The 22,912-nt window shown below is 45.7% G+C and carries 28 protein-coding genes; 26 read left to right on the forward strand and 2 right to left on the reverse strand.

From position 1 onward, the window contains the following. Positions 1-44: 44 nt before the first annotated feature. Positions 45-932, reverse strand: a complete 888-nt coding sequence (locus tag MKX68_RS22380) for a polysaccharide deacetylase family protein (RefSeq protein WP_340914116.1) — start codon at positions 930-932, stop codon at positions 45-47. Between the two features lie 94 nt (positions 933-1,026). On the opposite strand from MKX68_RS22380, the gene MKX68_RS22385 reads away from it, so the two are divergent. From MKX68_RS22385 to MKX68_RS22495, 23 genes are all read left to right on the forward strand, one after another. Further along, positions 1,027-1,380: a hypothetical protein gene (locus MKX68_RS22385; RefSeq protein ID WP_338587614.1), complete on the forward strand. Its 354-nt coding sequence runs from the start codon at positions 1,027-1,029 to the stop codon at positions 1,378-1,380. A 187-nt stretch (positions 1,381-1,567) separates the two neighbouring features. Continuing rightward, positions 1,568-2,182: a genetic competence negative regulator gene (locus MKX68_RS22390; RefSeq protein WP_338587613.1), complete on the forward strand. Its 615-nt coding sequence runs from the start codon at positions 1,568-1,570 to the stop codon at positions 2,180-2,182. 43 nt (positions 2,183-2,225) lie between these two features. Further along, entirely contained in the window at positions 2,226-2,921 is a 696-nt protein-coding gene (gene prsW, locus MKX68_RS22395) for a glutamic-type intramembrane protease PrsW (protein ID WP_062835211.1), read from the forward strand. A gap of 114 nt (positions 2,922-3,035) precedes the next feature. Then, positions 3,036-3,206, forward strand: a complete 171-nt coding sequence (locus MKX68_RS22400) for a hypothetical protein (protein WP_167350887.1) — start codon at positions 3,036-3,038, stop codon at positions 3,204-3,206. 121 nt (positions 3,207-3,327) lie between these two features. Next, positions 3,328-4,674, forward strand: a complete 1,347-nt coding sequence (gene ypeB, locus MKX68_RS22405; protein ID WP_339782974.1) for a germination protein YpeB — start codon at positions 3,328-3,330, stop codon at positions 4,672-4,674. A 148-nt stretch (positions 4,675-4,822) separates the two neighbouring features. Next, a complete protein-coding gene (locus MKX68_RS22410; RefSeq protein ID WP_340914117.1) occupies positions 4,823-5,476 on the forward strand; it encodes a flagellar brake protein in 654 nt (217 codons plus the stop codon). 63 nt (positions 5,477-5,539) lie between these two features. Continuing rightward, positions 5,540-5,764, forward strand: coding sequence for a hypothetical protein (locus MKX68_RS22415; RefSeq protein ID WP_338587609.1), 225 nt, complete (start codon positions 5,540-5,542; stop codon positions 5,762-5,764). Positions 5,765-5,867: 103 nt separating this feature from the next. After that, positions 5,868-6,572 (forward strand): (d)CMP kinase, encoded by a 705-nt coding sequence (cmk, locus tag MKX68_RS22420; protein ID WP_315936052.1) that lies wholly within the window; start codon positions 5,868-5,870, stop codon positions 6,570-6,572. Continuing rightward, positions 6,569-7,156 carry a lysophospholipid acyltransferase family protein gene (locus MKX68_RS22425; protein ID WP_091018056.1) on the forward strand — a complete coding sequence of 196 codons (588 nt, stop codon included), beginning with the start codon at positions 6,569-6,571 and terminating at the stop codon, positions 7,154-7,156. The genes cmk and MKX68_RS22425 overlap by 4 nt, the downstream gene beginning before the upstream one ends. Before the next feature lie 142 nt (positions 7,157-7,298). Then, positions 7,299-8,513 carry a 30S ribosomal protein S1 gene (gene rpsA, locus MKX68_RS22430; RefSeq protein ID WP_062835205.1) on the forward strand — a complete coding sequence of 405 codons (1,215 nt, stop codon included), beginning with the start codon at positions 7,299-7,301 and terminating at the stop codon, positions 8,511-8,513. 185 nt (positions 8,514-8,698) lie between these two features. Next, a complete protein-coding gene (gene der / locus MKX68_RS22435; RefSeq protein WP_076209907.1) occupies positions 8,699-10,021 on the forward strand; it encodes a ribosome biogenesis GTPase Der in 1,323 nt (440 codons plus the stop codon). An 11-nt stretch (positions 10,022-10,032) separates the two neighbouring features. Then, positions 10,033-10,656 (forward strand): glycerol-3-phosphate 1-O-acyltransferase PlsY, encoded by a 624-nt coding sequence (plsY, locus tag MKX68_RS22440; protein WP_253501402.1) that lies wholly within the window; start codon positions 10,033-10,035, stop codon positions 10,654-10,656. Further along, positions 10,649-11,689 carry an NAD(P)H-dependent glycerol-3-phosphate dehydrogenase gene (locus MKX68_RS22445; protein WP_340914118.1) on the forward strand — a complete coding sequence of 347 codons (1,041 nt, stop codon included), beginning with the start codon at positions 10,649-10,651 and terminating at the stop codon, positions 11,687-11,689. The genes plsY and MKX68_RS22445 overlap by 8 nt, the downstream gene beginning before the upstream one ends. A gap of 103 nt (positions 11,690-11,792) precedes the next feature. Further along, complete coding sequence (locus tag MKX68_RS22450; RefSeq protein ID WP_017687687.1) at positions 11,793-12,068, forward strand: stage VI sporulation protein F; 276 nt, start codon at positions 11,793-11,795, stop codon at positions 12,066-12,068. 173 nt (positions 12,069-12,241) lie between these two features. Beyond that, positions 12,242-12,421, forward strand: a complete 180-nt coding sequence (locus MKX68_RS22455) for a DUF2768 family protein (protein ID WP_017687688.1) — start codon at positions 12,242-12,244, stop codon at positions 12,419-12,421. A gap of 83 nt (positions 12,422-12,504) precedes the next feature. Further along, positions 12,505-13,122: a hypothetical protein gene (locus MKX68_RS22460; protein WP_340914119.1), complete on the forward strand. Its 618-nt coding sequence runs from the start codon at positions 12,505-12,507 to the stop codon at positions 13,120-13,122. A 17-nt stretch (positions 13,123-13,139) separates the two neighbouring features. After that, on the forward strand, positions 13,140-13,490 hold the full coding sequence (locus MKX68_RS22465) for a 2Fe-2S iron-sulfur cluster-binding protein (RefSeq protein ID WP_091028919.1): 351 nt from the start codon (positions 13,140-13,142) through the stop codon (positions 13,488-13,490). A 46-nt stretch (positions 13,491-13,536) separates the two neighbouring features. Then, positions 13,537-14,316 carry a hypothetical protein gene (locus MKX68_RS22470; protein ID WP_340914120.1) on the forward strand — a complete coding sequence of 260 codons (780 nt, stop codon included), beginning with the start codon at positions 13,537-13,539 and terminating at the stop codon, positions 14,314-14,316. Between the two features lie 455 nt (positions 14,317-14,771). Next, positions 14,772-16,250, forward strand: a complete 1,479-nt coding sequence (gene spoIVA, locus MKX68_RS22475) for a stage IV sporulation protein A (RefSeq protein WP_036607700.1) — start codon at positions 14,772-14,774, stop codon at positions 16,248-16,250. 217 nt (positions 16,251-16,467) lie between these two features. After that, positions 16,468-17,565: a sugar ABC transporter substrate-binding protein gene (locus MKX68_RS22480; RefSeq protein WP_036672016.1), complete on the forward strand. Its 1,098-nt coding sequence runs from the start codon at positions 16,468-16,470 to the stop codon at positions 17,563-17,565. Positions 17,566-17,678: 113 nt separating this feature from the next. Further along, complete coding sequence (locus MKX68_RS22485; RefSeq protein ID WP_340914121.1) at positions 17,679-19,196, forward strand: sugar ABC transporter ATP-binding protein; 1,518 nt, start codon at positions 17,679-17,681, stop codon at positions 19,194-19,196. Next, on the forward strand, positions 19,193-20,179 hold the full coding sequence (locus MKX68_RS22490; protein WP_017687695.1) for an ABC transporter permease: 987 nt from the start codon (positions 19,193-19,195) through the stop codon (positions 20,177-20,179). Before MKX68_RS22485 ends, MKX68_RS22490 begins: the two co-directional genes overlap by 4 nt. Before the next feature lie 217 nt (positions 20,180-20,396). Beyond that, entirely contained in the window at positions 20,397-20,669 is a 273-nt protein-coding gene (locus MKX68_RS22495; RefSeq protein ID WP_024630670.1) for an HU family DNA-binding protein, read from the forward strand. A gap of 66 nt (positions 20,670-20,735) precedes the next feature. Here MKX68_RS22495 and MKX68_RS22500 read toward each other — a convergent pair whose 3' ends face one another. Next, the gene (locus MKX68_RS22500) at positions 20,736-20,897 is read right to left on the reverse strand and encodes a hypothetical protein (protein ID WP_338587599.1); all 162 of its coding nucleotides are present in this window, start codon (positions 20,895-20,897) and stop codon (positions 20,736-20,738) included. 147 nt (positions 20,898-21,044) lie between these two features. Here MKX68_RS22500 and mtrB point away from each other — a divergent pair, with 147 nt between their 5' ends. The 3 genes from mtrB (at position 21,045) to MKX68_RS22515 (ending at position 22,904) form a co-directional block, all read left to right on the forward strand. After that, positions 21,045-21,266 carry a trp RNA-binding attenuation protein MtrB gene (gene mtrB / locus MKX68_RS22505; RefSeq protein WP_017687697.1) on the forward strand — a complete coding sequence of 74 codons (222 nt, stop codon included), beginning with the start codon at positions 21,045-21,047 and terminating at the stop codon, positions 21,264-21,266. Between the two features lie 121 nt (positions 21,267-21,387). Next, on the forward strand, positions 21,388-21,939 hold the full coding sequence (locus MKX68_RS22510) for a hypothetical protein (protein WP_076209915.1): 552 nt from the start codon (positions 21,388-21,390) through the stop codon (positions 21,937-21,939). Positions 21,940-22,040: 101 nt separating this feature from the next. Further along, on the forward strand, positions 22,041-22,904 hold the full coding sequence (locus MKX68_RS22515) for a heptaprenyl diphosphate synthase component 1 (protein ID WP_074095644.1): 864 nt from the start codon (positions 22,041-22,043) through the stop codon (positions 22,902-22,904). Positions 22,905-22,912 lie beyond the last annotated feature (8 nt).

Raw genomic sequence — 22,912 nt, forward strand, 5'->3', positions numbered from 1 at the left:
CAAGGCTGTTTTATTTTAATGTGCAAAATTACAATTTAACGAGCTTACAATTCAATTGCACGGGGATCAACAAAGGAATAACCTTTCTTTTCGAGCTTGGTCAGCAACTCATCCAATGCTTCAACCGTCCATGGCAACTCGTGCATCAAAATATTGCTTCCGGGATTTAACTGGTCCAGTACATTTTGAATGACTTTTTCCGGTTTGTCTTTGGTGCTTTTATCCCAATCGAGGGAACCATTAGACCATGTCATATATAACATGCCATTTTTCTTCACAGCAGCCTTCAGTGCATCATTCCCCGAACCAAAAGGTGGACGGAAGAATTGCGGTTCCTCACCAATGGTATCCTTCACTATTTTTTGGACATCTGTAACCTGTTTTGCCGCCTCAGCGTTGGACATTTTTTGGAGATCCTCGTGATCCCAGGCATGATTGCCTACAATCTGACCCCGTTCATGTATGAGTTTGAGCAATTCCGGATGGCTTTTTACCCGATATCCATTGACGAAAAATATCGCTTTAGCGTTATGTTTATCTAAAGTGTCGATCAGTGAAGTAATCATTTTTTCTTCTTTGGGTCCATCATCAAAAGTTAACAAGACCACTTTGTTTGGGCTCGCTTCATCGTTTGGTTTAATATAATAATTTTGATTCATATGATACGTCTTTTCCACTTTCTCTTCTGTAGAAACCTTCTCCGAAGATTCAGGTTCTTCTTCTGTCGCAGTTGAATCTTCCGTTGAAGGCTCGGGCACACCAGTTCGGGGTTCTTCTGTTTCAGTTGGGTTAGAGTTACCTTGCTCTTCTTGAACCGTGGTAGTTGATTCGCCCGCTGGTACGGAATTATCAGATGTTTTTTCTTCCGCTGTCCCACAAGCTGACAGCAGCAAACTTGCAGCAATGATCAATGCGGCGGTATGTCTGAACATGATTTCAACTCGCTTTCCTGTATTTATACGGAATGAGATCGCTCACTCCCGCAAACACTAAACATGATTTTAACACTTGAAGGAGGTTGGTGTAATGAAGACGTCATCCTTTTTTTGGGGTCTTGTCATTGGTGTTGCTGCAAGTTCATGGCTGTCCAAAGGCAAATTGCCCATGATGTCATCGGGTTCATCAAGAAATATGATGGATCAGGCAAAACATAAGATGATGGAAATGACTTTCCCGGGTATGGACGGGTTCACAAGCAAGCAAAATCAACATGGTGAATCTCACAAAAATCCGGCAGCAAAGACCGCAAGAGCAATTACACCGCAGGAAAAAGAAGCGAATATGAGCATGCTCAAAGATTTTATTCGCACCAATCCCGATGTGAAGCATGAAGTTGAGCAAATTTTAAGTCAAACAAACACAACAGTACCGGGTTTATAAACCAAAACCTCCAATTAGAATCATCCACAGTCTGGATTGGCTGTGGAATGATTCTTTTTTTGTCGATTTTACTTCGTGCATTTAGAGGTATAAAATGATAACATAACTACATAGATTTATTTTCAGCACATATTGTTTTGTGCTTCATAATCTGTTATAAGACTTGCTTATAAAGGGGAGATCCTGTATGAAAATAGAACGACTAAGTCACGATAAGATACGGATTTTCCTGACCTTTGACGATCTGAGCGAGCGCGGAATACAAAAAGAAGATATGTGGCAGGAAATACCTAAGGTTCATGAACTGTTCACTGAAATGATGGACCAGGCCTATTCCGAACTTGGATTTGATGCCACAGGTCCACTTGCTGTCGAAGTATTCGCACTTCCCGCTCAAGGGATGGTTGTCATTGTCACACGTGGAAAATATGATCCGCAACAATATGGTTCAGGTCATGAAGATGATCTTCCTGAAGAAGTATATGAAATGGAAGTTACACTCGAGCAAAGCGATTCCATCGTTTATGCATTCAAGGACTTTGAAGTGCTCATTGAAGCTGCACATATGTTGCGTCAGCATGTTACGGATGCTGGGAGACTTTATTCTTATAAAGACAAGTGGTTCTTGCATTTTGAGCCAGATGAGGTAGATTCCACCAAACATGCGGCATTGATTGCTTTGCTTGCTGAATTTGGTGAAGGCTCCTCAATGACTCCGGCAGTTATGGAAGAGTATGGTAAGGTTGTTATTCCTGCACAAGCGATTGATGTTATCTGCACCCACTTCAAACGCCAGGATTAATCTCTAGTTGTAATCGCGTCTTTAGTCAGAGGAGGGAATTTCGGTGCTTTTGTTTTCGGTCTTAGCGGCAGCAGTTGCTCCGGGTCTCGCCTTGTTAACATACTTTTACCTGAAAGACCGTTATGATTACGAGCCACTTCATATGGTATTGCGGGTTTTCCTCATGGGGATTCTGATGGTACTGCCTGTGATGATCATTCAGCGTGGCATGATGATGTGGCTCGGGGATAATCCTTATCTTGAGGCCATTCTGATCTCAGGTGGTGTGGAAGAATTCGTCAAATGGTTCGTACTTTATCATATCATCTATAATCACACCGAATTTGATGAACCGTATGATGGGATCTTATATGCAGTTGCTGTTTCACTTGGATTTGCCACTGTTGAGAATGTGTTGTATGCCTTTGCGGGGAATGCATCCGTCTCAGCCATGTTCCTTCGGGCACTGCTCCCTGTTTCAGGGCACGCTATGTTCGCGGTAATCATGGGTTATTACATGGGGAAAGCTAAGTTTATCGGTGGTAAGAAAAAGCGGTGGTACCTGGTTCTTTCTCTGGTGTTACCTTTTTTCTGGCATGCATTGTACGATGTCATCATGAACACCATGGTGAATCATTGGTTGTGGTTTATAGCGCCGCTAATGGCGGGCCTGTGGTATGGGGCAATGGGTAAAATCACACGAGCTAATAACCGTTCTCCTTTTCGTTTTGTGAAGCGGGAGGAAGAGGTTAAATTATAAAAATACGGACACACTGGTGGACATAAAGCGCATATTGCGCCTATGGCTCCGGTGTGTTTTTATTTTTACGGATAAACTCCCGGGGAATGACCAACAGAAACGGAGATCGTTGTGATGAGAATTAAAATTAAAATCAGATGCAAACAATGCGGTGAACGATTTACATTACGAGGCAAGAAAGAGCGGGGCCGGATTGAGACGGGATTCAAGCAGTGCCTTTGTGATAACAGAGACCAGTTCGAAATTGAAGAAGAGGGCATGGCAACTGGGGTCCAGCTCAATTAAAAGGAGAACCAAAACGATACTTTAGCAGCCTGCTTGTGTAAGGACTGGAAATCGCATGCATAAGAGATCTTTCTTCGATCCACAATAGAGGTAGTGGTTTAGAAGAAAGGAGACTCTACCGATGTATAAACGATTAAGTTCAGTTATGTTTCCGATATTTGCGGTTCTGCTGGTCGGTGCGCTCGTGTGGGGCTATCAGGAGAATCAGGAGAAGAATGCAATTCTGATCAAGGCAGAGAACCAATATCAGCGTGCCTTTCACGATTTATCTTTTCATATGGACAAATTGCATTCGGAGATTGGTAACACCTTAGCGGTTCACTCTACTTCACAGGGGATGCATCGCAAAGGTCTGATGAATGTATGGCGACTCACCAGTGAAGCGCAGAATGAGATCAACCAACTGCCACTCACCATGCTGCCATTTAACGAGACAGAGGAGTTTCTCTCACGTATTTCCAACTTTGCCTATCGGGCGTCGATGCGTGACTTGACGAACGAACCACTAAGTGAGAAGGAAATGGGCAACCTGAAAAAGCTGTATCAGAATTCATCCGAGATTACCAAGAATCTGCAGGATGTGCAGCAGAAAGTCCTGACGGACCGATTGCGCTGGATGGATGCGGAGACTGCCATGGCAACGCAAGAGCAAACCATGGACAATACGATCGTTGATGGATTTCGTACGGTGAACAAAAAGGTACAGGAATACCCGGAGCTTGATTGGGGTCCTTCCGTATCCAATATCTATGCCAAACGATCAGTCAAGAAACTGGACGGCTTGCCGGTGACCAAAGAACAGATTCAGAGCAAGGCTGCAAAATTCTCTGATGCGGATAGTAGCAAAATCCAAGTGCAGGAGAACGGTAAAGGGACAGACTGGGAGTCGTATACTGCCACGATTGATCATGCCAAGAATGGCAAACTGATGATGGATTTCACGCGTAATGGCGGAATGCTGATCTCTTACAGTGATACGCGTCCAATCGGAACCAAAAAAGTATCTCGTCAGAATGCCATGGCTAAAGCAGATCAATTTCTAATGAACAAAGGTTATAAGGATATGAAGGCTGTAAACTACGATGAATATGGTAACCTGGGTAACCTTACTTATGTGCGCAAGCAAGGGGACACGTTGATCTATCCCGAGAAAATGTCAGTTCGTGTAGGTTTGGATACAGGCGAAGTTACCGGCTTCCAGGCGAGTGACTTTGTCTACGAACATAATGACAAGCGCAAAATTCCGAAAGCAACTCTTACAGAGCAACAGGCGCGGAAAAAGCTTAATTCGGAGTTCGAAGAAAATTATGTTCGCAAATCCCTGATTGAGAATGATTACAGCAAAGAAGTATTGTGTTATGAATTCGGAGGGAAAATTAACGGTTCCCGTTACCGGATATACATTAATGCGAATACAGGATTAGAAGAAGCGGTTGAAGAGATCAAACCGGTCAATGCAACCTCATAAAAAGATGGATAATCTCAATTTGAAGTTGAGCGATTAACTGCGGCAGACCACAATGTGGTCTGTTTTTTTCTTGTTCAATGTGAGAAAGGTCATGGTATAATAGTCCTTGTACATACGAAGATAAATACATAAAGTGGCGGTGAACAGCTTGTTTCCTAAAATAAATGAAATTTTATACATCCAGATTGCTTCTGCAGATGAAAAAGAGGAACACAAAGAGTACAAATCACGCATTGCAGATATGGATGACAGCAGTTTTCTGATTGAGGTCCCGATGCAACAAGGAACCAGCCGTCTGAAAAGGCTCTTTTTCGGAGAGGAATTGTCCATTTCATATATTACGGAGGATGGGGTCCGGCATTATTTTAATACCTATGTCACGGGATTTGAGGAAGATGTGGTCCGTCTTGTCCGTATCCGCAAACCGCTACCTAGCGATATATCCAAAATACAACGGCGCAGCTTTCTTCGTGTTCATGCAAACCTCGAATTGGCCATCCAGAGTGAAGATCTGACCCGTGCCGTCGGATTGACTGAAGATATTGGTGGCGGTGGATTGTCCATCTACGGCGAAACAGGTTTTTCAATAGCTGAAGGTCAAAAACTGAAATGCTGGTTGCTGGTTCCCTACCGGAATTCAACCATTGAACATGTGAATTTTGAAGCTGAAGTTGTGCGGATCAAAACCCTGGAAACCGGCAGACAGCTGTGCATGCTGAAATTTGTGCAGATTTCAGATTCGGAGCGCCAAAAAATTATCAAGTTTTGTTTCGAACGGCAACTTGACTATCGCACGAAATAGGAATGTTGTGGCATAAAGAGAGGGAACTGCGGGTACCGTAATGAAAAAAACGGAGGTATTGCCTTGAATCATCGTCATGCAACCCGCAGATATGAACGACTTTATTATGTTTTCTCCAGGCGAATGGAACGAAAGGTTACGATTCTGATTACAGCCCTTCTAATCCTGCTTGTGGTATATCAATTGCTGCTGTTGGTGCCCGACTTCAAAAAGAATTTGACCACCATTGGCCGCTTGGAAGGAACTCCAATTGAAGTGCAAACGATGAATGATTACAAACGTCGTTGATTTGTCTGTTTTTGCATCCATGTGTAGAGTGTGGTATAATTTTCACGATGCAGGCAATGCCTGTTTTTTTATTGAGGTTTATCGTTTGAGGAGGAATGCCCCGTTGGCAAGCCAGAACACATCAGAGAACGGGAAAATGAACGTTGCAATTGACGGACCTGCCGGTGCCGGGAAAAGCACGGTGGCCCGATTGGTTGCAGAGGCGCTCGCGTATGTATACGTCGACACAGGCGCAATGTACCGTGCGGTAACCTTGCACATGCTTCGGAATGATATTGCGCCGGAAGAAGTGACACAGGTACTTCAGGAAGCCCAAAAGCTGGTCATTGATTTACAACCGGATCCCGACGGACAGAAAGTGTTCTGTAATGGGGAAGAAGTAACCTCGGAAATCCGCTCCCGTGAAGTGACGGGAATCGTGTCCCGATATGCGCAAATCGAGGGGCTGCGTACGCAATTAGTGGATACTCAGCGGCAAATGGCTTTGCGCAAGGGCGTCGTCATGGATGGACGCGATATCGGAACGACAGTATTGCCCGATGCGGAAGTGAAAATCTTCATGACTGCCAGTGTCGAAGAGCGTGCACTTCGCCGCTTCAAAGAACTGGACCCCTCTGAAGGACTGACGTTGCAACAGCTGGAGCGAGATATTGCCACCCGTGACAGATTGGATGAGAATCGGGAAATTTCCCCATTGCGTTGTGCTGAGGATGCTATCGTCCTTGATACAACGGAGATGAACATCCATGAAGTGGTTGACAAAATCGTATCTTATTGCACAATGGTCAGAGGAGAGATCGGTCTATGATTTACACATTTTGCAGCACATTACTGCGGATCATTTATACCATTCTTTTCCGCTTGGAGGCCGTTGGACGGGAGAATATTCCGAAAGAAGGCGGCGTACTTTTATGTTCCAATCATATTAGTAACTTCGATCCTCCAACCGTTGGTATCAAAATTCGCCGTCAGGTGCGTTTCATGGCCAAAAGCGAATTGTTTGAAATTCCGGTACTCGGCCGAATTATTAAAGCCGTGGGCGCTTTCCCCGTTAAACGTGGAGGTGTCAGCAAGGAATCCATCAAAACCTCACTCAATATTTTGCGTGATGGTCAAGTGCTTGGAATCTTCCCCTCGGGAAGCCGTCACAATGATGGAGGTATCGGCAAAAAAGGGGCAGCGAGTTTTGCTCTCCGCAGTGGCGCTACAGTTATTCCTACTGCTATTATCGGTAACTACAAAGTTTTTCGTAAGATGAAAGTTGTATATGGAGCACCAGTAAGTTTGGACGAGTTCAAGGAAGACCCATCTGGAGAAGCTCTGGAGAAGGCGACTGAAAAGATTATGTCCAAGATTAACGAAATGGTGCAAACGGGCGTGCCAAGCAAGTAGTGGCTTCGTCGGTAGCTGAGTGCATGTTTCCATATTTTTGAGGGAGACTAAAGCTTGAGCACTCAGTGATGAAAGTGTTTTGAACTCTGCTACAGGCAGGTTTGAATATAATGGGGTTTTTGAATTGAGGAGGGTATTTGACATGTCGGAAGAAATGAAAAATCAAGAAGCAACCCAAGATGAGTTGGATCAATTCGTTTCCTTGAAAAAAGGAGATACCGTAAAAGGAACCATCGTCAAATTGGAAGATAACCAAGCCTATGTGAGCATTGGATATAAATATGACGGTGTCATTCCAATTCGTGAACTGTCTTCATTACATGTTGACAGCGCGTCTGACGCAGTAGAAGTTGGACAAGAAGTTGAAGCTAAAGTTCTTAGCATCGACGACGAGAAAGAAAAACTCGTTCTGTCCAAACGTGCAATCGACAGCGAAAACGCATGGGATCAATTGCAAAAGCATTTTGAAGACCAAGACGTATTCGAAGTTGTTGTAGGTGATGTTGTTAAAGGCGGTCTGGTAGCAGACGTGGGCGTACGTGGATTTATCCCGGCTTCCATGGTTGAACGCCATTTCGTTGAAGACTTCAGCGACTACAAAGGACGCACACTGCGTGTTAAAGTGAAAGAGATCGACCGTGAGAACAACAAAGTGATCCTTTCCCAAAAAGACGTACTGGAGCAAGAATTCGAAGCAAACAAAGCTACAGTAATGGCTGGTTTGCAAGAAGGTCAAGTGATCGAAGGTACAGTACAACGTTTGACTCAATTCGGTGCATTCGTTGATGTGGGCGGAGTTGACGGTTTGGTTCACGTATCCGAGCTGGCTTGGACACACGTTGAAAAACCATCCGACGTTCTGTCTGAAGGTGACAAAGTTAGTGTGAAAGTGCTGAAAGTTGACCCTGAAAAAGGCAAAATCAGCCTGAGCATGAAAGCTGTTCAACCAGGTCCTTGGGAAACAGCAAGCGAAAAATTCAATTCCAGCGATATCGTAACAGGTGTTGTAAAACGTCTGGTTGACTTCGGTGCATTTGTTGAAATCGCTCCTGGTGTTGAGGGACTTGTGCATATTTCGCAAATCTCCCACAAACACATCGGCACTCCACATGAAGTGCTGAAAGAAGGACAAGAAGTTCAAGTTAAAATCTTGGACATGAACCCTTCTGAGCAACGTGTAAGCTTGAGCATCAAAGAAACAGAAGAAGCTCCAGCTCAACCACAAAAATCAGAAAGACCTGCAAGAAACAACGCTCCGCGTGAAGAAATCAACAATCCAAACGTTTCCTTGAACAATCAAGGTATGAGCACTACGCTCGGCGAACTGTTTGGTGACAAACTCAGCAAATTCAAATAAGTTAACAATGCATGGTTCTAAGTTATATACTGCATATTTTGCTGAATAACAAAAGCAAGATCGGCGAGCCCCAGGCGGGTTCGCCGATTGTTTTTATTGCGATTAATTTGGCATGAAACGTTAGCCAAGACATATCTTTTTTGCTATGATGAGTATCGTAAGTATGGACAGGAGGAGTGGAATGTATGGCAAGACCCGTTGTGGCAATTGTCGGACGACCGAACGTGGGTAAATCCACCATTTTCAATCGGATCATCGGCGACAGACTGGCCATTGTGGAAGACAAGCCGGGCATTACCCGTGACCGCATATATGGAATCGGTGAATGGAACGGTAAACCATTTAGTATTATTGATACAGGTGGTATCGAAATTGATGGTGAAGATGTAATTTTAAAATCGATTCGGATGCAAGCAGAGCTCGCTATTGAAGAAGCGGATGTTATTGTATTCATGTGTGATGCAAAAGCAGGTATTACACAATCGGATGAAGAGGTAGCAGAGATGCTCTACCGCTCAGGCAAGCCTATTGTTGTAGCCGTTAACAAAGTGGATAATATCGGACGAAGTGAGCTCATTTATGAGTTTTATGGATTTGGTTTCGGTGATCCCATCGGCGTATCCGGAAGTCACGGTACAGGTGTAGGTGATTTGCTTGATGCAATTGTGGAGAAGTTGCCAGAACTTGAGGAAGAGACTTACGATGAAGATGTTATTCGTGTAGCTCTGATTGGACGTCCTAATGTGGGTAAATCTTCACTGGTGAACGCGATTTTGGGAGAAGAGCGTGTCATTGTAAGTGATGTGGCTGGAACGACCCGGGATGCAATTGATACACCTTTTGAAAAAGACGGCCAACGTTACGTGCTGATTGATACAGCAGGTATGCGTAAGCGTGGTAAAGTATATGAAACAACTGAGAAATACAGTGTAATGCGTGCCATGCGTGCGATTGAGCGTGCAGATGTTGTTCTGATTGTCATTAATGGCGAAGAAGGCATTATTGAACAGGACAAGCATATCGCAGGCTATGCATTCGAAGCTGGTAAAGCGTCACTGTTTGTTGTGAACAAATGGGACGTGGTAGAGAAGCATGACAAAACGATGAAAGAGTTTGAGAGAAAAATTCGGGATCACTTCCTGTTTATGACTTATGCTCCGGTTGTATTCTTGTCAGCCCTCACAAAACAACGCTTACAAAAACTGTTGCCGGTAGTGCAACGTGTAGCAGAGCAACACTCGTTACGTGTGCAGACACATCTGCTTAACGATGTGGTGTCTGATGCGGTTGCGATTAATCCTCCGCCAACGGATAAAGGACGGAGAATGAGAATTAACTATGTGACTCAGGTTGCAGTTAAACCGCCGACCATGGTTATTTTTGTGAACGACCCTGAGTTGATGCACTTCTCATATGAGCGCTATCTGGAGAATAAAATCCGTGCGGCGTTTGATTTCGAAGGAACACCAATTCGCATATTTACTCGGAAGAAGTCCGACGAAAGTTAGGGGAGAAGTGTGTGATTTTACAAATCGCAGCGATTGTACTGAGTTATCTACTCGGTTCGATCAGCTTTAGTGTCCTCCTTGCCAAAGCGATACGGGGGATCGATATTCGTCAGCACGGAAGCGGAAACGCGGGAGCTACCAATACGTTGCGTATTTTGGGTAAAGGACCGGCAATTGCTGTTCTGTTACTTGATGTACTTAAGGGTGTTGCAGCTGTATGGATAGGAATCTGGCTGAGTGACGGATCTGCCTGGATTCCTGCACTCAGTGGTATAGCAGCCATTGCAGGACATAACTGGCCGCTTTACTTCCATTTTCGTGGAGGAAAAGGCATTGCCACAGCCATTGGTGTTCTGGTGAGTCTTGCTTTCCTACCTGCGTTATGTGCTGGGGTGATCGCCATTCTGTCTATTGTATTGACACGCTATGTTTCATTGGGGTCTCTGATTTTTGTAGCATTTACACCCATCTTTATCATGGTATTACCCGGATATTCAATGAATATCTTCTGGGGGAGTCTGATTATTTGTCTGTTTGCGTTCTGGAGACATCGTACCAATATTGCGAAGCTCGCCAAAGGACAGGAAAATAAATTGGGATCGAAAAACCCTGGAGGGGGTAAACGAGTTGTCTAAAAAAGTTGCTGTTCTGGTCGCTGGGAGCTGGGGAACAGCTCTGGCCAGTGTACTCGCCGCCAATCAGTTGGATGTGATGATGTGGACACGTGGTGAAGACCAAGCTAACGAAATCAATAGCAAGCACACCAATACTCGCTATCTTCCGGATGCGGAGCTTTCACCACGGATTCAAGCAACCACAGATATGGAAGCTGCGGTGGAAGGCGCTATAGCTGTGTTAATTGTTGCGCCTTCTTCAGCCATGCGTGCAGTTACGAACCAGCTTAAGGCTTATTACAAGCCTGAGATGTTAGTCATTCATGCAACCAAAGGTTTTGAGACAGAAAGCCTGAAACGGATGTCCACGGTCATTTCAGAAGAGCTTGAATGTGAAGAAGGCCGTGTGGTTGTTCTTTCTGGCCCAAGCCATGCGGAAGAAGTGGTAAAACGTTGTCCAACGACAGTGGTTGTAGCTTCACTGGATAAGGCATCTGCCGAGTCTGCCCAAGCTTTGTTTATGAATGCCTATTTCCGGGTCTACACGAATCGGGATATGATCGGTGTTGAGCTGGCGGGTGCATTCAAAAACATTATTGCTCTTGGTGCAGGTATGTCGGATGGTCTTCAATTTGGTGATAATGCCAAAGCCGCTTTGCTGACACGCGGTCTGGCAGAAATCACACGTATTGGTGTTGAGATGGGAGCAAATCCGCTAACGTTTTCGGGACTTGCTGGAATCGGGGATCTGGTTGTAACGGCTACAAGTCAGCACAGTCGGAACTGGAGAGCAGGTTCCATGTTGGGCCAGGGACAGAAGCTGGATGATGTTTTGAAGTCCATGGGCATGGTGGTAGAAGGCATTCGAACTACGCAAGCTGCCTATTTCATCTCACAAAAATACGGTGTGCAAATGCCGATTGCGGATCAGTTGTATCACGTTTTATTCCAAGAGAGACAGCCGCGTGATGCGGTTGAAGCCTTGATGGGACGTGACCCGAAGACTGAAATGGAAGTCATGAAACTTGAAACCTGGGAGCAATGGCATTCCTGATTGTAATCAGCCTAAACGTACCTTGTGAAATAAGAAGCTTATTCACCTTTTCTGTAGCAGACTCATACTATACACATGAGTATTGCCGGAGGAGGGGAGACGAATGGGTAACAACATTTCCAAAGATGCACTGAATGCAATCAACAAGAAAACGGGTAAAACGATAACGGAAGGTGCCGTTAAGAAATTGGCAAGCACGGTGAAACCAACGACGATTCAGAATGAAGCTCAGTTGCGCCAATTGATCAAACAAGTATCCGCCATGGCGAAAGTTCCGGTATCTGAGGATACGGTTAAGGATATTGTGAGTGCGGTCAAGAAAAGCGGATTGAATCCGAGCAGTATGGAATCGTTAATGAAAATGATGATGAAAAAATAATAGATCACACCTGCATGTGCAGGTGATCCAGTAAGACAAAAAGACGAGTCGGCTTCTGCCGGCTTGCTTTTTTGTCTTTTTTTTGGAAAGTTGAGCTGAATTTCGTGTTATAATGGTTGCAATTGTCACAGTGTCAGTGATGAATATCGGACTGAAGGGGAGACTGCTGGATTATGAGCGCAATGGACAAGATGTGGCTGTCATTGGTGGCCATCCTCATTATGGGATTATCTGTATTCCTGATTACGTTTGCTCGTGCCAAAACAAAAGGTATTGTACGGGGGATTCTTTCTCTGATTGCATTTTTGATTATGCTGATTGGCTTTTTCGGTGGAATCGCTTCTCTGACCTGATTTCCCATGCCTGAAGGATAACATCCGCATAAGCACATCATAAGAACTGACACAATGAACACGGATGAGGGGAGTGTGAGCCTATGGGGCCGCATGATACGGAGGGTCGGACAGAGCGTTATCCGGAATTACACGCGGCTTTGCTGGAAACGGCCAAAGCCTGGAACACGCAGCCGCAGACATGGTTACTTGGAGGAAGTTGTGGGTTGCTGCTTCAAGGGGTGGAGTTGCAACAGGCTCCGAGAGATATAGATATCTATGCGGATGTTGCTGCTGCTAAAGAACTTCACCGTAGCGCTCCGGGGGAAATGCTTGACGAGCCTACAGTGGACAAGACAGGACCGTATGCTTCTCTGCTGAGCCACTATCAGGTGGGTGAATGTGCGCTGGAATTGGTTGGTGGTTTCGAAATATGGGCTCGCAAAAGTTGGTACCGTATCGAGATTGAACATGTACTTGCTCCACATGCACCAGTAGCACAAGTAGGTTCATATACCCTGCGACTGATGCCGCTTGCGCATGAGCTGTTGTTTAATCTGCTGCGAGGTCGTGAAGATCGTTATGTCCCCATTGCGACACAGATGCGTCAGCAACCACATGAACATCAACCTATAATGATGCTGTTAAGTCAACAGAATGTATGGACAGCCCGCTTCAGAGCCGAAGTGGAAGAGCTTGTTGGCTTTGCATGGCCCCAGTAGGTTGAGGGAGGAAAATGATGGACTATAAGATAACTTTTTTACCTATGAACAAATCGATAGCGCTTAAACCAGGGGCAACACTTCTGCATGCAGCACGACGTGCTGGAGTCAAGATTACGACCCGATGTGATGGTAAAGCGGCTTGCCTGATGTGCAAAGTGAACGTGGATGAAGAACATCGGGCGGAACTGTATCCACCAACAGATGCAGAAAAGCGCAAGCTGGGTTCACTGTTGGAAGCAGGTACACGACTGTCCTGTCAGGCCAAGGTGTGTGGATCTCTATCGGTTCATGTTCCAGAGGACCCGCTGAAGGCAGCCATTCGGAAACAACTGGAACGTCAACAACAGGAAGACGACTGGTTCTGAGCGTTATAACATTGATTCTCTAATGAGTTATTCAAGGAGGACACGAATGATTAGGAACAAGCCAAAATGTGTGGAAAGAAGTGGACGGCAGCGTCTGAAACATCAGACGGGCGGTCTGCTGTTATTCCTGTTGTTTGCTTTTACAGCAAGTGGTTGTATGTATCCATCCCAGAGCAATTCGGACCCTAAGATAGCCTATCGGGAAAGCGTGAGCCGTATCCAGAGTGCGGTCGAGGCATTCCAGCAAGATGAGGGGATTTTGCCAATCATCAATGCAGATATGGAAACGCCAAAATATGAAAAGTTCAGAGTGGATCTGCCCAAGTTGAAACAACTGGGGTATCTGGATGAAATACCAGGAACCGCTTTTGAAAGTGGTGGTAGCGCTTACTTCCTTATTCAGGACGAAGAAGTGAATCCGACCGTTAAAGTGATGGATCTTTTGACTGTACAGAAAATAAACGATGTGCAACGAATGGTTAATCAATATAAGTCCGTACATAACAATAAGCTGCCAAGCGGGGAAGAACTGTATCCGGGGTTATATGCTGTGGATATGGATCAGGCGGCACAGGCAGGTACTCCTTCCATTACATTGAATAGTGTATATTCGGGTCAGGCGTTACCTTTTATGATGGATGACGAAGGCAAGGTCTATGTAGATTATGCTTTTGACATCATGCAGGCAGTGGAAAAGTCTGACGTGTCTCCAGCAGAGACTGAAGATGTTCGGGATTTTCTGGTGGAACACTCCTACTTCGTACCTGTAAAATCTGTTTCCTACGCTTGGCAGAACAATGCACCGGTTGCACAGCCAATAAAATAGGCATGGTTGCAATTCAACTGATCTAGCTGTATGACTACCATGGCTCTAATGGTTCAAAAAGAGATATTCCAAATAAGGGATATCTCTTTTTTTCTTTTGTCAATATGAGCAATAACTGTCATAAAAGCTTCACGGATCACATAAAGTAGATTGAAATAAAGACGCGCAGTCCGAGATCGGGGGATTTTCCTAATGTCATCACCATAAGATAAAAAAACAAAAATACGCGTCATATTGCCGCATACGGATACATAAGATGATACTAGTCCAATTGCATGTACGAGTTAACGCCGCTCTCGCCGGTTTCATCAGAATGCAACGTTCGGCGGCGGACGACTTCCGGGCACTCACAAAGGCGGCTCTACCGTTGCAGGGATTTCAGTCTTCTGATTGAAAAAACGAAGCGGATGCTCTTTAGCATTTTTCCTTCGGAGTAATTTAGGGAGGGGATTTCATTGGAGAAAGTGGACATTTTTAAGGACATAGCTGAGCGGACCGGAGGGGATATTTATCTCGGGGTTGTCGGCGCAGTCCGGACGGGAAAATCAACATTTATCAAACGATTCATGGAAACCATTGTATTGCCAAACATCACAAACGAGGCAGATCGTGGTCGAGCGGTGGATGAACTTCCACAGAGCGCAGCGGGTAAAACCATCATGACTACCGAACCGAAATTCGTACCTAATAACGCAGTCCAGATCAAGGTGGCAGAAGGGCTCGATGTCAATGTGCGCCTTGTGGATTGTGTAGGTTACGCGGTGGAAGGAGCCAAGGGATACGAGGATGAGAATGGTCCACGCATGATCTCCACGCCTTGGTTCGAGGAGCCTATTCCATTCCAGGAAGCCGCCGAGATTGGTACTCGCAAAGTCATTCAGGAGCATTCTACACTGGGTGTTGTGGTAACAACAGACGGCACAATCGCCGAAATTGCCCGCAGCTCCTATGTGGAATCCGAAGAACGGGTCATTGCGGAATTAAAAGAAGTGGGTAAACCGTTTGTCCTGGTCATCAACTCCACTCGTCCTCGCAGTGAAGAAGCCCTGCAATTGCGTAGTGAGCTTGCTGCCAAATACGACATTCCGGTGATGACACTCAGTGCAGCCACGATGACGGAAGATGATGTGACGGGTGTACTTCGTGAAGTGCTCTATGAGTTCCCTGTGCATGAAGTGAATGTAAACTTGCCGAGTTGGGTTATGGTGCTCAACGAGACTCACTGGCTGCGTAGCAACTACGAAAATTCCGTACGGGATACCGTCAAGGATATTCGCAGACTTCGCGACGTGGATCGGGTTGTCGCTCAGTTCATGGAATATGAATTCATTGATCGCGCAGGCCTGAGTGGCATGAATATGGGGCAGGGTGTAGCCGAAATTGACCTGTACGCGCCGGATGAACTGTATGATCAGATTCTCGTGGAAGTGGTTGGCATCGAGATTCGCGGTAAGGATCATCTGCTGCAGTTGATGCAGGAATTCTCGCATGCTAAGAGAGAATACGACCGCTTCGCAGAAGCGCTGGAGATGGTCAAAACGACCGGATACGGCATTGCTGCGCCATCTCTCGCCGAGATGGCTCTGGATGAACCTGAGCTCATTCGTCAGGGCACCAAATTTGGCGTACGCCTAAAAGCAACGGCACCGTCCATTCATATGATCCGGGTTGATGTGGAATCGGAGTTTGCTCCAATCATCGGTACGGAGAAACAAAGTGAGGAACTTGTGAGATACCTGATGCAGGACTTCGAGAACGATCCAATCAAGGTATGGGATTCAGACATGTTTGGTCGTTCGCTGCACTCCATTGTGCGGGAAGGTATTCAGGGCAAGATTGCCATGATGCCGGATAATGCAAGATACAAATTGCAAGAGACGCTGGGAAGAATCATTAACGAAGGTTCAGGTGGCTTGATCGCCATCATTCTGTAAGACATCAAAAGACCGTAAGGGGGCATCCCCTCGCGGTCTTTTTTATATGATTTCTTTATTTTGGATGAAATGGATAGGAAGAATAGTGCTTTCGAAAAAACTTAGCGAGTTTTAGCTTTAAATTGCTAAAACCCATTTACATACTAGGGATTAGCCGTTATATTAATATTCAACTATTGTGATCGAGATCACAGAGAGTGGACAGGGGGAGACAGAGATGAAAAGAAAAGAGACAAAATGGGTATGGTTGAGTGTGTTATTAGTATTTACATTGGCGCTGTCCGCTTGCGGAATCAAAAAAGAACCGGCAGCAACTCCGGCTTCGGGTGCATCAGATGATACACCAAAAACGGAAGCAGTTACAGGCCCTCTAAGCGGCAAGCGGATTGCACTTATTATGGAGTTTAATACAGGTACTTTCTCGCAGCAATATGTACAGGGTGTAAAAGAAGAAATCGAAAAATTCGGTGGAGAACTGACAACGTTTGTTGCCGATAATGACAAAGCAAAGATGGTATCCTTGCTTGATAGCGCTATTAACCAGAAGTTCGATGCCATTCTCACGGATCACGGGGATTCCCTATTAGAGCCAGGCGTGAAGAAGGCAGTAGAACAGAATATTCCAGTGGTCGTGTTTGACGCAGCTATCAGTGTTCCAGGAGCTACAGTCCTGTCGCAGGATGACCAGAAGATGGCTGAACTGACGCTGGAGCAAATGAAAAAAGATATCAATGGACAAGGCAATATTGTCAAAGTATGGGTAGCTGGTTTTGCACCGATGGAACGCCGTCAGATTGCATACGGTGAATTCATGAAAGCAAATCCGGACATCAAGGAAATAGCTACATTCGGTTCTGCACAGAACCCGGCGCTGGATACACAAGCCAAAATGGAAGCTATTCTCAAGCAATATCCAAAAGGTGAAATTACAGCTGTATGGACTGCATGGGATGAGTTCGCCAAAGGTGCAGCGCGTGCGATTCAACAAGCTGGACGTGATGAGATCAAAGTGTATGGTATTGATATGAGTGACGAGGATCTGCAAATGATTCAGGACCCGAAAAATCCTTGGGTAGCTTCTGCTGCTGTTGATCCAACGGATATTGGTCGCGTCCAGGTACGTTATGCTTATCAAAAACTGAATGGGGACGAGACAGAAGATGCAGTTGTTCTTAACCCGGTCTATGTTCAACGTGAAGCTCTGCCAGATAAACAAATCTCCACTTCGGAGCTGTCAGAGTTTGTTGAAGGTTGGGGTGGCAGCACACAAGGAATCAAGGACTGGATGAGTGAATACGGAATTACTGCTAAATAAGCAGCGTATGAGAAGCGCGCCGCAAGGCGCGCTTTTTCAACCATAATGAAGATATGTGTGGTCTGGATGAAAAAAGGGATGCTCCCGGAAGGGAACGATTGGAGGTTAACATCATGAGCACTGCACCGATACTGCTTCAAATGGAACATATCCACAAGCAGTTTTCAGGTATTCCTGCACTGAAGGATGTGGATTTCTCTGTAAAAGGTGGGGAGATTCATGCGCTGCTGGGTGCCAATGGTGCCGGTAAAAGCACGTTAATGAAAATTTTGTCCGGTGCCTATCCATTGGATCAGGGAACGATTCAGTTGAGTGGACAAGCACTTCATTTAAGTTCTCCGGGAGACGCGAAGGCAAGTGGGATTCACTGTGTCTATCAGGAAGTGGATGCGGCACTGGTGCCACAGCTGACGGCTGCGGAGAACATCATGTTGGATCAGCTGGCTTCATCTGCCGGGGGTTGGTGGAAAAGTCCGCGGAAGCTGCAACAGCGCGCGGTTGAGGCATTAAAGCAATTAGGGGCGGACATATCCGTTCACCAAAAAGTGGCCGATCTGACGCTTGCAGAAAAACAAATGATACTGCTGGCACGGATTTTGATTCAGGATGCCAAGGTCATCATTTTTGACGAACCTACTGCACCGCTGAGTCAGGAAGAAACGGATGCATTTTTCCGGATTGTACATCTGTTGAAGGAACGGGGAGTAGCTTGTATTTTCATTACCCATCGTCTTGCTGAAGTGACGGGTCACTGTGATCGCGTTACGGTTATGAGAGATGGGCAACACGTATTTACTGGTGAAGCAAAGGGACTTACGATCAACGATTTGGTTACACAGATGTTAGGTAAACCATTCGAAGAAGAATTTCCAAAGACGGAAGCACCCGTGGGGGAACTGCTGTTGGAGGCACGTGGGCTTCGTCGTGGAGTGAAGGTCAAAGGTGTTAACCTCTCTGTACGCCGAGGTGAAGTCCTCGCTGTGGTGGGTCTGGTAGGCGCGGGTAAAACGGAAAGCTCTCGTTTGCTGATTGGTGCAGATCGGCTGGAGGGAGGCGAGATCCGGCTTAACAACCGTAATCTCCGTCTGTCTCAGCCTGCGGATGCGGCGGCGCTGGGGATTGTTTCTGTACCGGAGGAGCGACGTAAACAAGGAATCCTGATCCAGGAGAACGTGGAACGAAATTTAAGCCTGCCTTTGCTAAGCCGTCTCAGTACATTAGGTTTCGTAAGCCGCAAGCGGGAGCGTCAGAATGCGGAGTCATTGGTGAAACAGCTCGGAATCAAGACTTCGTCCGTGAAGCAGGAAGTAAAATATTTAAGCGGTGGTAACCAGCAGAAGGTAGCCATAGGTAAATGGCTTAATGCGGATGCAGATGTATTTATATTTGATGAACCAACCAAAGGCGTAGATATTGGGGCGAAAAGTGACATTTTCCGCATCATCAATGAACTGGCTTTGGCGGGCAAGGGTGTAATCTATTTCACCTGTGAACTGGATGAAGGCATGGGAATTGGTGACCGAATCGCTGTCATGTGCGAGGGTGTTATTGTAAAAGAGTTCAAACGAGGCGAGACTAACCAAGAACAGCTGCTATACTATGCAAGCGGTGGACAAGAGGTGCAATCATGAAGGATAAATCACTGGATTTTGCGTTCCGTTACGGGGCGATTATAGTCATCATAGGTGTTATCGCATTTTTTGGCATTAAATTGCCTTATTTCTTTACGTACAGTAACTTAACCGATATTTTGGGCTCGATCTCTATCGTTACGTTTGTAGCGATCGGTGTTACGTTATCTCTCATTGTTGATGGATTTGATCTCTCGGTAGGGGCGACTGTCTCATTGACCACCGTCGTTACTGCTTCGTTAATGATCTGGTATCAACAACCACTGGCAATTGTCATTATTGTGCCACTAATCATTGGCGCTGTTATTGGTTTACTGAACGCGTTGCTCATTGTAAAATTGCGTATTCCGGATTTGCTCGCAACCCTTGCCACGATGTACATCATCGGAGGTATTCACAAAACGTATGCACAGGGATATACCATTTACAATCACATGCAGTTCCCTGATGGGAGCAAAGCTGCGGGAGAGATGGACCCGACATTCCTGCTTATAGGGCAGGGAAAATGGCTTGGTATGCCTATATCGGTTATCATGCTACTTATTGCCGTAATAGGTGTGCATATCTTTTTGACGTATACGAAATATGGTCGCCAGATGTATATTACAGGCGGTAATGAGGAAGCTGCACGTTTGTCCGGAATCAAGGTGAAAAAGGTGCGTACACTCGCCTATGTAGCCGCTGGAGTGTTTGCAGCAATCGGGGGTATCATCTATGCTTCCAAAGTAGGATCTGGTCAAATTGATGCGGGATCGCCGTTGTTAATGGAATCCGTAGCTGCAGTGTTTGTTGGCTTCTCTGTGTTTGGTGCGGGTAAACCCAATGTCATCGGAACCTTCATTGGTTCGGTTCTGATTGGTGTACTTGTGAACGGTTTAACGATGATGAACGTACAGTATTTCACACATGATATTGTAAAAGGTGGGGTTCTGGTGCTTGCCCTGGCGGTTACATTTTACGTCTTAAACCGCAACCGGACTTGAAATTGTGGGCTGTCTGTATTAGTATGAAATTTGTTCGGCGTCTGAAATGCCCGTGGTTTCAGACGACATTCTGCCGAAAATGACTGTTGACCGCAGGCGGAGATTTGTGTTCAGCGCTCAAGATGTACGTAGATTTTTTGCGTATGAACGTATATTTCGCTATAAAACGGAAACACAGTATAACATTCAGGACATTGATACAGGAGGTGAAAAACAAATGAACAAATCAGACTTGATTACACACGTATCCGAAGCGACTGAATTGTCCAAGAAAGATGTAACGAAAGCGGTTGATGCCGTATTCGAAGCAATCTCTGAGGCTCTTCAAAGCGGAGATAAAGTACAATTGGTTGGTTTTGGGAACTTCGAAGTTCGCGAGCGCTCTGCACGTAAAGGACGCAACCCGCAAACAGGTGAAGAAATCGAAATTCCTGCGAGCAAAATTCCTGCATTCAAACCAGGTAAAGCGCTCAAAGACGGAATTAAATAAGATTTCTACATATTCCATATGTCGACAAAAAGACCGTGACTTGTTCACGGCCTTTTCTTTTGCCCTTTAACGATGATTCTTGCGGTTATGCGGGTGCTCAGGATCATCCGGTTGCCCGGTATAAGCAACCAGAATCAGTTCTTCGCCAGCAGCTGCAGACAGATGCTGTTCGATTTCTTTTAACTGATGAATATGCTCGTCTGTAAGTGCGGCAGGGGTGTACTTCATGCAGATTCTCCTTTCTGTGGCTGTACAACTTTAGTATGACCCGAGGGTAGCCGATTCTTGCGGTTCATTCGTATAAGGTGCAGGTTGACAAATGAATCAATCTTAATCATCATTAACGCTATCGAACTAAAGAAGGGGACATGCGTGATGGATCATCCAACCGGCAATGATTATATTGTAATTAAGGCAGAGGAAAATGGTGTCCAGGTGATCGGATTAACCCGAGGTCAGGATACACGTTTTCACCACACCGAGAAATTGGACAAAGGTGAAGTAATGTTTGCCCAATTTACTACCCATACTTCAGCTATTAAAATCCGGGGCAAAGCCACGCTGATTACCAAGCATGGACAGATTGAATCGGAGTAATGGACAGATTGAATACATTCAAATGAAGATTGCAGGCATAGCCTGCTTTTTTTCATTGTACAATGAGGTATGAGCCTTTACCGGACAGACTACACTAACAGGTAAAGGCAGGGAGGCGTATATGAAACCGCGGATGATTGTTACTGCTTCAATGCTGGCAACGGTTGCGGCGGTCTTTCTGCTTGTTGCGATACAAACCTTACATATGCGTACATGGGGCGGGGACAACGTACAGCCTGCCTCTGCATCACATCATCCAGTTCAGCTAACGAATGACAATCTGGTTGATGTGCTAAGTTCCATGCAACTATCAACTCCCATTGCAAGAGTGGAATGGAAACAGTCCATTTTGACGTTGGACCTCAAAGTTAAAGGAACGGGTACAAGTTACACTGAAATCTATGAGAACATGGCAGCTGTGGCGGATCTGGGCTTTCGGAGTCTGGATAACGTGGATCAGGTGCTGCTACGTGTAATGGCAGAAGATGAATGGATGCATAAACGACATCTGTTGCTTGCTGCTGATATTCGGCGTGGAGAGTGGCCTCTGTATGCGATTGAAACATTACGGAACTGGAAAAGTGCGGCCTTTTCAGATGAATTGAAGGACTGGTTTCATTTGATGGAGACCGAACTCTGGAAGAAGCAATTCGAAATGACAAGTCAGGGGTAATAGAATAGCAGGATTCAGTGCGTGCCCGTTCAACATATGCTATAATATATAAGATTGTAGTGCAGAAATGGTTTAACAATGTTAAGGCTCGGAGGCTGAGAATGAATTCATATCGCGTACCCCAACTAGCAAAGAAATATACGGATTACGACATGATTCGACAACATACGGAAATCCCATCATTTCCGGATAGCCGGGCACGTCTGTTGCAGGTATTTGTGGGCCGCACAGACGAAAAGGTGCATCAAGAGTTATATGCTCTTGCAACTTCGCTCGTTCAGTTGGCCATGGATACGCATGATCGAATCGATACCATTTCCGGTGAGCGGAGAGAGCAGGAGATGCGTTCACGCCAGTTGAATGTACTCGCCGGGGATTATTTAAGTAGCCGTTTTTATCAATTGCTTGCCCAAGCGGGCAGAATTGAAATGATTGGCAAACTCAGTGGTGCTGTATCCGGAGTGAACGCACGCAAGATGACGCTGTATGAACGGATGAAGAAGCTTCTCGTTTCGGCTGATGAATACTTGCGTGAAACGGTACAGCTGAGGATGCAGCTGTTTCTTTCATTTACAGGCATGATTCAACATAACGAAGAGTCATTATGGAACAGCCTGTTGACCGAATTCAGCTCCTGCGAAACGATCGTGGAAGAACTGAAGCGGATGAATGACGCAAAACAATATCTTCACAGCTATGCATATTGGCACATATACGAGCATGGTAATGACGATGAGCGCAGTGTGCTACGTCAGTCTGAACCGGATGCACGTGCATGGAACGCTATGGTGCTGAAGCATAGGGTTGGCGAGGTTTTGCTGGACAAGCTTCGCGAGTGTACACACCGCATTCAACTGTTGTTGCAAGATGAGGAAGGGCGGATGGGCTTGCATGAGATACATGCAATTCTAGAGCCTTACTTGGCATATTTGCAGCCTTCACATGCGGCAGTAAGGGAAGATTGAGGGGGAGA

The organism is Paenibacillus sp. FSL M8-0212, from assembly GCF_038004645.1.
In the GTDB taxonomy this organism is placed as follows: Bacteria; Bacillota; Bacilli; order Paenibacillales; family Paenibacillaceae; genus Paenibacillus.

Coding starts and splice junctions, on each gene's coding strand:
- MKX68_RS22380 (WP_340914116.1), bottom strand. CDS start 932: ATGTTCAGACATACCGCCGCATTGATCATTGCTGCAAGTTTGCTGCTG.
- MKX68_RS22385 (WP_338587614.1), top strand. CDS start 1,027: ATGAAGACGTCATCCTTTTTTTGGGGTCTTGTCATTGGTGTTGCTGCA.
- MKX68_RS22390 (WP_338587613.1), top strand. CDS start 1,568: ATGAAAATAGAACGACTAAGTCACGATAAGATACGGATTTTCCTGACC.
- MKX68_RS22400 (WP_167350887.1), top strand. CDS start 3,036: ATGAGAATTAAAATTAAAATCAGATGCAAACAATGCGGTGAACGATTT.
- ypeB (WP_339782974.1), top strand. CDS start 3,328: ATGTATAAACGATTAAGTTCAGTTATGTTTCCGATATTTGCGGTTCTG.
- MKX68_RS22425 (WP_091018056.1), top strand. CDS start 6,569: ATGATTTACACATTTTGCAGCACATTACTGCGGATCATTTATACCATT.
- rpsA (WP_062835205.1), top strand. CDS start 7,299: ATGTCGGAAGAAATGAAAAATCAAGAAGCAACCCAAGATGAGTTGGAT.
- der (WP_076209907.1), top strand. CDS start 8,699: ATGGCAAGACCCGTTGTGGCAATTGTCGGACGACCGAACGTGGGTAAA.
- MKX68_RS22450 (WP_017687687.1), top strand. CDS start 11,793: ATGGGTAACAACATTTCCAAAGATGCACTGAATGCAATCAACAAGAAA.
- MKX68_RS22455 (WP_017687688.1), top strand. CDS start 12,242: ATGAGCGCAATGGACAAGATGTGGCTGTCATTGGTGGCCATCCTCATT.
- MKX68_RS22460 (WP_340914119.1), top strand. CDS start 12,505: ATGGGGCCGCATGATACGGAGGGTCGGACAGAGCGTTATCCGGAATTA.
- MKX68_RS22465 (WP_091028919.1), top strand. CDS start 13,140: ATGGACTATAAGATAACTTTTTTACCTATGAACAAATCGATAGCGCTT.
- MKX68_RS22470 (WP_340914120.1), top strand. CDS start 13,537: ATGATTAGGAACAAGCCAAAATGTGTGGAAAGAAGTGGACGGCAGCGT.
- MKX68_RS22480 (WP_036672016.1), top strand. CDS start 16,468: ATGAAAAGAAAAGAGACAAAATGGGTATGGTTGAGTGTGTTATTAGTA.
- MKX68_RS22485 (WP_340914121.1), top strand. CDS start 17,679: ATGAGCACTGCACCGATACTGCTTCAAATGGAACATATCCACAAGCAG.
- MKX68_RS22490 (WP_017687695.1), top strand. CDS start 19,193: ATGAAGGATAAATCACTGGATTTTGCGTTCCGTTACGGGGCGATTATA.
- MKX68_RS22495 (WP_024630670.1), top strand. CDS start 20,397: ATGAACAAATCAGACTTGATTACACACGTATCCGAAGCGACTGAATTG.
- MKX68_RS22500 (WP_338587599.1), bottom strand. CDS start 20,897: ATGAAGTACACCCCTGCCGCACTTACAGACGAGCATATTCATCAGTTA.
- mtrB (WP_017687697.1), top strand. CDS start 21,045: ATGGATCATCCAACCGGCAATGATTATATTGTAATTAAGGCAGAGGAA.
- MKX68_RS22510 (WP_076209915.1), top strand. CDS start 21,388: ATGAAACCGCGGATGATTGTTACTGCTTCAATGCTGGCAACGGTTGCG.
- MKX68_RS22515 (WP_074095644.1), top strand. CDS start 22,041: ATGAATTCATATCGCGTACCCCAACTAGCAAAGAAATATACGGATTAC.